The following is a 9,392-nucleotide window of genomic DNA, read 5'->3' as shown; positions in this document are numbered from 1 at the left end:
ATCACGACCCTCTTTAATCTCATCACCCTGATACATGATGGACTTGATATAATTCAAATCTTTTCCATAAACAGTAGCATTAACAGAACCGCCAGCCGGTTGTACATCCACAGCCAGAGGGATTGGATCACCCCAGCCTTTAATAACGTTACCTTCATCATCTTTAGTCTTGATCATCCGCTTGGCAAAAATTGTCGTACGGGACTGATGAGCTAATCGCATGATGAAAGCCCCCTTGGTGTAGCAACTCGATAACGAATCAATGGTCGCTGAATCTCCATTGGTATGCCATTAACGAAGTAGCGGTCAATATTGCCTTCGTCCCGTTGAGCTTCACCTTCAGTATCTAATCGGTTGTAAGCGACTACTGCTAATTGCTTAGCATAGACGTTCATACTACCAATCATTTCTGTACGTCTAGTGAAGTCCAGCACGGTTGCTACAGCGTCATCGTATAAATCGCTGACCAGCTGAGCATCGGCAGAACCAGCCGTAACATCTAATCGCCGACAAAGACTGTTTAGTGTGTCATCATCAGCCATTCATATCACCTCTAGGCTAATTTGATTGGCTTAGCTTGGAATACTTCGTTTGCACCTGGGAATGATGGCAATGCAACAGCAGAAGCCTTTTCCCATGTGCCTACAGGGTCTTTGCCTCCAGTGTAGACCGTAGCAAAGACATTACCGATAGCTTGCTTGTTAACACTAGAATCATCAGCTAAACCGATTTCTTCTGGTGTTGGTCCAAAGAGCTTTTCACCAGGGTTATCGTCAGGCATCATAACGAATGCATCTTCTGGGAAGTAACGATATGAAGTCAGAACACCTTTTTCATCAGTGCCACGATACTTTGCATCGTAAGTACGGATGATAGGTAAACCTTGTGCTTGCATAAAGGCATCAAAGTCAGCTTGACCCAATGCACGAGTAGAAGTGCCATAAATTGCCTTCAAAACGTTAGCGTTACGAGTTAAGTAACGGTAGATCCGCTTAGAGGTTAATACCCGTGTAGGTGCAACATCCATTAAATCTGACCAATCTTCAATGTCTTTGATTGGATCGGCAGAATCACTATCCCAAGTAGTTCCGGCTTTACCAGTTAAATCAACTTGGTGAGTTGTAGGCACTTGATAGTCAAAATCAGTTGCTTCACCAGTATCAGGATTAATAACACTGACTTTACCAGTTGCCAAAGCGTCCATAGACATCTTTTCAACACGGGCAAGCACACCTTGAACTAATCCATCAATGTCATCAAAGACACGGTTTTTAAGATAATCAGCTTCAGCAGCATTCCGTGGATTACGTAATGCATACAAGTCCTTTTCCTTAATTTGCATCTTTTTCTTGATCAATGCTAATTCAAGTGATGTCTTGTTAGCTGAACGACTACCAATATCAGCTTCAGCATCAAAGGCTGAAACATTGGCAATAACTGGTGTTCGATTGCCAGCATAGACTTGATCCAATTCCAAGGTTTCAACCCGGCGTGGTGCAAATAATGTATCACCTAATAATTGTGGATACTGACGGTCACGCACATAATCCAGCGTGTCACGTAGTGGGAATAATTCGTCAATCGTGGCGAATCGCTGTAAATTCAAAGTTGCCATTCTTGTTCCTCCTTTTTATTTAGACGACCCTGTGGTTGAACCAGTGCCGCTAGTTGTACTGCCAGTGGTACTTGCAGCTGGAGTACCTGAATCAGTTGTAGCTGGAGCTGGCTTTGCCAACTTGTCAGCATCTTTAAAATGAATAGTGGTCATTGCTGTAATTGCTTCAGCAGTTGGAGCTACTGGTAAGCGTTGACCTAATACCCATCCTTCAACCATCAATGGTGCTAATTGAGCGCCGTTAGTGACATTAACTTCATCCAACAAAATACCTTTTGCCTTTGCATCATTAGTTGGCAAGATAGTTCCTGCTGGGATCACCTTTTGTCCTAAATCGTCTGTAGCGACTGCAGCGTTAGTATCATCAACCATTGTTGAGAAGCTGGTGAATTTTGAACTCGCTAAAAAGTTAACTTCATCTGCAGTTACTTTTTTACCTACATACATCTAAATTCCTCCTTTAGTTTGTGCTCCAAATGTCATTCTTTGAAGCAGTGCTTTGCTTATTCCGCATTTCTGCTGCAGTTTTACCAGCAGAGCTTGCTTGAGTAGTCCCGGCGGTACCAGGAACATTTGCTGAACTTGCTAACTTCTTATCCACACCAGTTTGCACAGCTGAGCGATATGACTCAGTAATGGCTTTGTAGACATCATCTAAAGCATCAGTCTTTCCCAGAGCTGGTTCGAAAGCTTTAACTAAACTAACAGGCAGACCGTCATTAGCTAACTTTTCCGAGATGTTCGCACGATTTTCACCAATGACTAATTTCTGTTCACGGTCAGCTAATTCCTTTTCCCGTTTGTTGTCGTCAAACTCACGCTTCTCAGCAGGCGACATGTCTTCATAGGCTTTTTGTTGGTTTTGTTCCTGAGTCCATGTCTCCTTCAGTTTTGAAGCTGATTTGGTAAATTTCTTATCATACCAACTATCTAGTTCTGACTGGTCTTTAAAGACAATTGCGTCTGGATCAGCAGGCTTTGTATCAGTGCTATCATCTGCAGGCTTTGTCCCATCTGTGTTCGTTGTTTCTGATGTTGTTGTCGCAGAATTATCACTTGTGTTGTCGCCTGTATCTCCATCGCCATCTGCAAACCGTTGTAAATTGAGTGAGTAAAGTTTCAGTAATTTCATGGTTAAACCTCCTAGCCCATATACGTTCATAGACCGCAAAAGAAAAACACCCCACGAACATCAACTAAGGTTGACCCACGAACAGTGCTTTACTTTTTATGTAGCGGTAGTTTGAACCCACACACGCTTTATTTTAATTTGAGTAGTTTATTGACTTGCTCAGGTCAAATAGCAATTACATATGCGTTAAATACAATTGAAATAGCATGACCAGCGTCCAGCAAACGACTGAAGCAATACATACTGCTCCAAACTGCTGGTATTTCTGCCGGTCACCAAGCAATGTGTCATCAAAAAGAGCCAACAGCGATATCACCGCTATCAGCCCAAGTACAATTTCATAGCCTAACATTCGCTCACACTTTCTTTTCGGCAGCAGTTACTTCAGCTTCACCATGTTTCTTGATCAGTATCGCTTCCCACTGTTGGTAAGTAGCGTCTGCTGGAATACGCATAGTCTTATCAGTAATTGGATCACGAGCGGTCCGATAGCCACCAGTCTTAGCATTGGTCATATGAGCAACGGCAATCGTCCGACAAAACGGATGAAATGGCGGATACGTACCATCTTTACCAGCTACTTTGGCATCAGCAACTTTGAACACTTTGCCATCCATGTGACGGCAGATATTGGAAGTCCGAAAGTCTAATACGGCGACCAGTGAATATTCGTCCACATTATGGTCTTGCCAAGACTTGAGCCTAGCTTGACCGCTCATATAAGCTGATTCAGTCCGGATCAACCGTCTTGCTTGATAAGCACTAGTAGCAAACTGTTTCATCAAAGTCTGAGCCATTTCATGCTCACTCATACCGCTCATCTGTTTAGCAGTAAACAGGGTTTGCAAGCTCTTAGACAGCTCATCCGTATGTTTCCAGATGCGCTGGGAGTAGTTCGCTCCTGCCCACGGTTCATTGAGAGCGTGCTTAGCATATTGAACACCCATTTCTTTAAAGCTTTTAACCGGCTTATCTGGTACAAGGTCCAGAGTATGAATGGTCTTGCCAGTCTGACTAACAAAATCAATGGATCCATGCTCTTGGTTAATCTCTGGAACCGTGTCACCTTGATAAACGTTGAAGTCTTTTTGGGTCTGTCCAATGATTGCTTCAGCACTGGCATGATTGTATGCGTCTTGCATAACGTCAATATAGTACGGCTCTGACTCTCTCAGCTGAGCATCAGCTAACTGCTTAGCAACTACATAAGACTTTGCACGGAGCAATTCTACCTTGGTAATACGTTCTTTAACTGCTAGTCCATCAAGATACGTTTGCACCTGTAATTTAACAGTGCGGTCTTTAACTGACTTAGCCATTTGCTGAAGTGCAACCAATTGTTCTGGTGAAATACTGGTATTAAGAATCTGATTCACTTCATTCTCAGTCAAACCAGACTTCGTTAAATATCGCTGATACATGTGATTCGACTCACCAATGAGATATTGCTGAGCTTGAATGAATGCTTTAATCAGCACATCAACGTGCTTATCACCCTTATTGTGCTGTTGCTGTTCTAACCAAACTGCTCGCCGTTCCCAGTAATTCAGCTTGTTCTTATCAGCCATTTAATCACCATCTATTAGTTGAACATTATCTGGATATTGTTGCGAGAGTTCTTTAATAGTATCAGTAAAGGTTTCAATCAGTCGTATATTACCTACGTCAAGTGAGTTAACTACCATCGTTACTTTTCCATCGAAATCGTCCACTCTTGAACTAGTAATATGGTTAGCAACCGCGCTGTACAGTACTGAAACGGCAGCACAAACAATATCATGACCATACGGAGCGTTCATCGCATGTCCGGTAATTTCAATAACCGTATTATCGAAAGCTGACATTCTAGCTTTCTGATGACTCATCGTTACTGTTATCATCACGATAACCTCCTTGATCATCATCAACGGATGCCGTGGATTCAATACTGCCCATTGCTTCCTGCTGATTAGCAATATTATCTTTGGATTGCTGTTGCATCATCTCAATCATCTTTTGTGGATCGTAACCATCTGGCAACCAGCCATATGTGATAAGCCTTGGAATGACACCATCAGCAGTCTTAATGTTGTTAACCACATCGGTTAAGTTAATAGGAATGTTAGGTGATATCTGAACTTTGATCAATGACGCATCCACAGATTGAGCTTTGAGATTTAAGTCGTTCTGCAGTAACTGTAACCTGCGGTGCAAACCTTTGATAAGCAATTGTTCCTTACCAGCAATCAAGTTCAGTAAGCCAAACAATTTGTACTTCATTGCTTCTCCCGATACATTGCCAGCAAACTGCTGGTCATTCATGTTGGGTACGTTGCTCATCTCATGTATATCATTAGCAATTGAATCTGATAACGTCTGCGTTTGATTTTCATCAAGTGTTTTAGTCAGCCATTCAATCGAGGTACCTTCATCTTTGCTAGGCAATCCATCAAGCATTTGGCCTTTACCAATATCACCGTCAATCGTTGTTCCATAAGCTAAAAGAATAGCGTCCACAAACGCATCTTTGTCACTGATACGGTCAGACTGTAATGAGTTATAAGCATCAATCGAAGTGATCTGCTGTTCAAAATCGCCTTGCATTTGCTCGTTGTTCTTATACTCCGTGATCGGTTCAGCACCCCAGAATTGGTTAATTTTTGTGGGATAACCAGCCTGAATATTGCCGGTCAATAAGCTGTTGCCACTTATCGTACGATATTGGACGATTTTATGCTGCGTATAAACAGAAATCAAAGCACCGTTGTCTGAACCATCTAGTTTTTGTTTCGGCAAGATATAAACGCCGAACAGTTCATTAGCGTCTTCAGTATCATCCGTTACAACAAACGTATTTCGTGGATCAAGCAAAGCAATCTTTTCCTGCGTATGTTCATCATCAATCGGTGAGAGATACAGCAATTCGTAAGCCACACCGTAACAAGACAAGTCACGTTCCAGTTCAGTGTCATGAGCCATGATATCCATCTTGCTAAGTGTCTGTACGATTGGTTTAATGTTCTCGTCATCTTCTGATACGTAGTTAATAGGATTACCAGTGATCATACCGGTCATCATATCAGTAATGTATTTCGCATGATTTACCATGACTTTGGTATTTTTGCTATGTGGATTGTCAATCTTACGATCTAAGATGGCTTGCTTACCGATGTAGTAATCATGCAATTTATCCAATCTAGTTTGTTCGTCCTGCTTTAAGTTAATCAGATAATTCAGCATTTCAATTGGCGGATCATCTAGATTGTCAATCAATGTTGCGTCAACTTTATAAGCCATTGATTAGCCTCCTTTATCTAATGTATGCTGGCTTGGCTTTTGGTACTGCTTTGCCTTGTTTCAAACCAAGCTCACGAGCGTTGTCGATTGCAAAGTACTTAAATGCATCAACTGTATGGTCATTCTCTTTAATGACTCGTGGTTCATCACTGTGAACAGTTTTCTCATCCCATTGATACTGCTGGTGCTGTTCAACGAATATTTCGTTGGTTGGAATATCTAAGTAATACACACGTCCTTGAGCTAACAGTGATGAAACATAATCAATCATGGTTGCTTCATCAGACTTAGCAACACCATGCCAATACTCGTTGTATTCCTTAATAAACTCGTTACGCAAAGCACCTTCAGCTGAATCAATCGTGCGCTTTAAAACTCGTACTGGATACTGTTCATGCATCCGTTGTTCAAAGTGTTCAATCTCAGGCACTAAATCACTTGGTGCTTTCTTACGGGTCTGATGTTCAGGCGAGTAGTAATAAGTATTCAGTAGAATCGTTTTGCCTTTGCTCGTCACACCCACACAGAGACAGGTAGTCGCTGAGTTGATATGTCCGGCATCAACAGTGAATGCAATGCGTTGAATTGGATCATCATCGAGTAACTGCTGCAACGGATGAAACAGCGCCATGTTATAAACATTCGTGCCTAAACCAATGACTTTACCCAAGTACAGCCAGCGGTAGTAATCCACATCGTTTTGCTTATAGGTTTCAATCAGCTTTAACTGCTGTTCAGTTGTGATGCCTAGCTTGTCATCAAGATACGTTGAGGTATCAATAAAGTAGGCCGGGTCTTTCTCACATTGAGCAATCCATTCATTGATCCAGGCATATGGATTCCGGGGTGGGTTGTAACTGTAAAACACTTTAACCTGATCAACCCAAGGCGACTTCTGACGGATGAACGTTGGAATCGTCTGGTCAAATACCTCTGCCGATTTAAAATTAGCAGCCTCCTCAAACCAGAGAGCAATCACATTCTGAATGGTGTTTGATTTTAATTTCTCAGGTTTATCGCCACCATAGAAGTAGAACGAACTGCCAGTCCGCTTGTCGGTGATACGCATGGGAGAGACAGAGTAAGTAAACTCATCCGACATATTAAGCATATCGATAGCCCAGCGAATCTGACTGTAGACAGAATCCCGCAAGTTCACAGTGTTTTCACGCACACAAACCACATTGGCTTTATGACCCAGTTGCATTTGACGTTTCATCATCATCACGAGTCTTAAACTGATGGTTGATGATTTAAAACTGCCACGTCCGCCTTTAGCAATAACGTATGGACATTTAGTTACCCACATCAGTTTGAAATGCGGATTGATGATTTCGGAAGTCTTAATGATTGTTTTATTCGTCATCATCAGCATCTCCTAAGTCATCCACAATGATCGTGCTTTCTTCACCGCCATGAGCGTCCTTGATATCCTTTGCTCTAGCTTCAGCAATATCGGCTTCAGCTTCGAGTTTACGTACCTGAGCATCAACCAGTTTGTTTGAGTCGGGATAACGTTTCATCAGTTCCTTACCAGCTGATATCCGAGTTTTTAAATCAGGCGGCTTCTTAACTGTATGTACGCTATCACTAGTTGTCACAACGACTGTTTCAACTGCTTCACCACGCAGAACGCTGGTGTAGTACTTTAATACTTCATCAGACTTAGCAATCTTGCTAGAAGCAATTTCAGCCATCCGTTCATCAACATAATTTTTTATACCGACATTTTCCGATAATTTTTCAGCATGGGAACGTGCATATGATTCAGAATAACCAGCTTTAACTGCTGATTCATATTTGTTACCAGACTTAATATATTCATCAGCAAACTTCTGCTGTTTAGCTGTTAATTTTCGTTTCATCACATATCACCACACCTCCTGATTAAAATATTCGCGTACTATCTATTAATTAGTTCTGGATTATCTTGTAAAACCTGATCTAGCATATTGCCTAATGGATTAACAATACTTTCATCATTACAACGTTCATCTTCACCGGCTTCATGCAACATAGCGTGTACTAGTTCATGCATTAAAGTTTGACGTTTCTTTTGTTCAGATAGTCCTTTACGGATATAGATTTTGGAAATCTCGTAGTCTGTAAATCCCCACACGGTATGTCCCTCATCTTCTGGGTGTTTCTTTTCAACAATGGAATAAATAATTCCGCTAACTTTAACCTGCTTGGGTAACTTCATATTTGCATCTCCATCTTTAAAGGGGTCGAAATCGACCGGTTTAGAATTTTATGTATTAAAAAACCACTCAATCGTTTGAGTGGCTAAAATACGTATGTTTTAGTTATTTACAAAATACATTACTGTTTCTGACTCAGAACTATCGCCAAATAGTGTGACTTCTTTTTCACTCCATTCAGCGTCTCCTTCAAATTTTACCAACAATAAGTTAGTTCCAGCATGAACAGTACTTGCGTTTCTACCAAAAAAATGGATCATTTGCTCAGCTGAATCAAGAGTAGCATCTGCTCTGATAAAGTTTACTGATTCATTGTTATCTTTCCATTTAGCTTCAACAATCTTTTTTGTATCAATGTCTTTATTCATAATTTTCCTCTAATCTTAAAGATTTAACTCTTTGAGTATACCAAAAATCCCAACACTTCTGTTGGGATTAATTGATAACTCGTATGAAAGAGGAAAAAGAACTGAACATCATTTCTGATATTTATTTCACATTACCATACTACATCTTCTGTTCGGCTATTTGTGGACAGTCATTCGGCGGGTTTTGGACACATCATTTAAAGCATCAATACCAAATATCATAATCGATAATTCATTGATTGCTTTGCGTTCATCCCGTCGAATAGTTTTTTCGTCTACATCATATTGATCAGCTAACTGAAGCCGAGTCAAGCGCCGGTCAACTAAGTACAGTTTCTTGATCACTTCATAGCGCCGTTCATCTTCAAATGTACCCTGTTTACACAGTTCACCATAACGATCAATGATTGAGGTAACAAACTCCAACATTTCTTTGGTACGGACTCGATAGCCTAACAATGAATACAGGCTGATCTCATACTTGGATAGTGGTACGTCTTCATCCACAGTTGGCATCTCGATATCTAAGTGATTGCCAAGTAACCAGAAGTTCTGTAGCAGTGCTTTAGTGTTACGCAGTTTCTGCTCACTTTCCGTTTCCGAATAGTCTTTTCCTTTTGTAATTAACTTATCAACCAACTTATTAATGGTTGAATCTGACAGTTCAATTGCCATACATCAGTCTCCTAACATACAAATTTCTTTGATCACAGCGCAATTTCTGTAATGATGATAAGTGCTGGTACGATTGTTTAACATCATAGGGCATATAGTTAAAATGCTTTTCCATCCACCCTAGC

The 9,392-nt window shown here is 41.0% G+C and carries 13 protein-coding genes and 1 pseudogene; all 14 read right to left on the bottom strand.

The genetic code is table 11. The features are described 5' to 3' along the window. Positions 1–222: pseudogene (locus tag CES81_RS12660) on the bottom strand (hypothetical protein); the annotation flags it as partial. Then, on the bottom strand, positions 213–542 hold the full coding sequence (locus CES81_RS12655) for a head-tail connector protein (protein ID WP_089122082.1): 330 nt from the start codon (positions 540–542) through the stop codon (positions 213–215). The pseudogene CES81_RS12660 and the gene CES81_RS12655, both read right to left, overlap by 10 nt. An 11-nt stretch (positions 543–553) precedes the next feature. After that, entirely contained in the window at positions 554–1,615 is a 1,062-nt protein-coding gene (locus tag CES81_RS12650; RefSeq protein WP_089122081.1) for a major capsid protein, read from the bottom strand. Positions 1,616–1,630: 15 nt separating this feature from the next. After that, entirely contained in the window at positions 1,631–2,062 is a 432-nt protein-coding gene (locus tag CES81_RS12645) for a hypothetical protein (RefSeq protein ID WP_089122080.1), read from the bottom strand. Positions 2,063–2,075: 13 nt separating this feature from the next. Beyond that, a complete protein-coding gene (locus CES81_RS12640; protein ID WP_180949819.1) occupies positions 2,076–2,747 on the bottom strand; it encodes a capsid assembly scaffolding protein Gp46 family protein in 672 nt (223 codons plus the stop codon). 175 nt (positions 2,748–2,922) lie between these two features. Next, positions 2,923–3,099: a hypothetical protein gene (locus CES81_RS13625; protein WP_180949818.1), complete on the bottom strand. Its 177-nt coding sequence runs from the start codon at positions 3,097–3,099 to the stop codon at positions 2,923–2,925. A gap of 4 nt (positions 3,100–3,103) precedes the next feature. After that, positions 3,104–4,315 carry a minor capsid protein gene (locus CES81_RS12635; protein ID WP_089122078.1) on the bottom strand — a complete coding sequence of 404 codons (1,212 nt, stop codon included), beginning with the start codon at positions 4,313–4,315 and terminating at the stop codon, positions 3,104–3,106. Then, entirely contained in the window at positions 4,316–4,627 is a 312-nt protein-coding gene (locus tag CES81_RS12630; protein WP_180949817.1) for a ribosomal-processing cysteine protease Prp, read from the bottom strand. Further along, positions 4,593–6,023, bottom strand: coding sequence for a phage portal protein (locus CES81_RS12625; protein WP_089122076.1), 1,431 nt, complete (start codon positions 6,021–6,023; stop codon positions 4,593–4,595). The genes CES81_RS12630 and CES81_RS12625 overlap by 35 nt, the downstream gene beginning before the upstream one ends. 13 nt (positions 6,024–6,036) lie before the next feature. Beyond that, positions 6,037–7,389 (bottom strand): PBSX family phage terminase large subunit, encoded by a 1,353-nt coding sequence (locus CES81_RS12620; RefSeq protein ID WP_180949816.1) that lies wholly within the window; start codon positions 7,387–7,389, stop codon positions 6,037–6,039. After that, a complete protein-coding gene (locus CES81_RS12615) occupies positions 7,379–7,888 on the bottom strand; it encodes a terminase small subunit (protein ID WP_089122075.1) in 510 nt (169 codons plus the stop codon). The genes CES81_RS12620 and CES81_RS12615 overlap by 11 nt, the downstream gene beginning before the upstream one ends. 38 nt (positions 7,889–7,926) lie before the next feature. After that, positions 7,927–8,226, bottom strand: coding sequence for an ImmA/IrrE family metallo-endopeptidase (locus CES81_RS12610; protein ID WP_089122074.1), 300 nt, complete (start codon positions 8,224–8,226; stop codon positions 7,927–7,929). 99 nt (positions 8,227–8,325) lie between these two features. Beyond that, the gene (locus CES81_RS12605) at positions 8,326–8,592 is read right to left on the bottom strand and encodes a hypothetical protein (RefSeq protein ID WP_089122073.1); all 267 of its coding nucleotides are present in this window, start codon (positions 8,590–8,592) and stop codon (positions 8,326–8,328) included. 156 nt (positions 8,593–8,748) lie between these two features. Continuing rightward, positions 8,749–9,267, bottom strand: coding sequence for a hypothetical protein (locus CES81_RS12600; RefSeq protein WP_089122072.1), 519 nt, complete (start codon positions 9,265–9,267; stop codon positions 8,749–8,751). Between the last annotated feature and the right edge of the window lie 125 nt (positions 9,268–9,392).

It is taken from the genome of Secundilactobacillus pentosiphilus (assembly GCF_002217985.1).
Classification (GTDB): Bacteria; Bacillota; Bacilli; order Lactobacillales; family Lactobacillaceae; genus Secundilactobacillus; species Secundilactobacillus pentosiphilus.
Note: the sequence above shows the minus strand (reverse complement) of the source record. Positions and strands in the feature narration are given on the sequence as shown.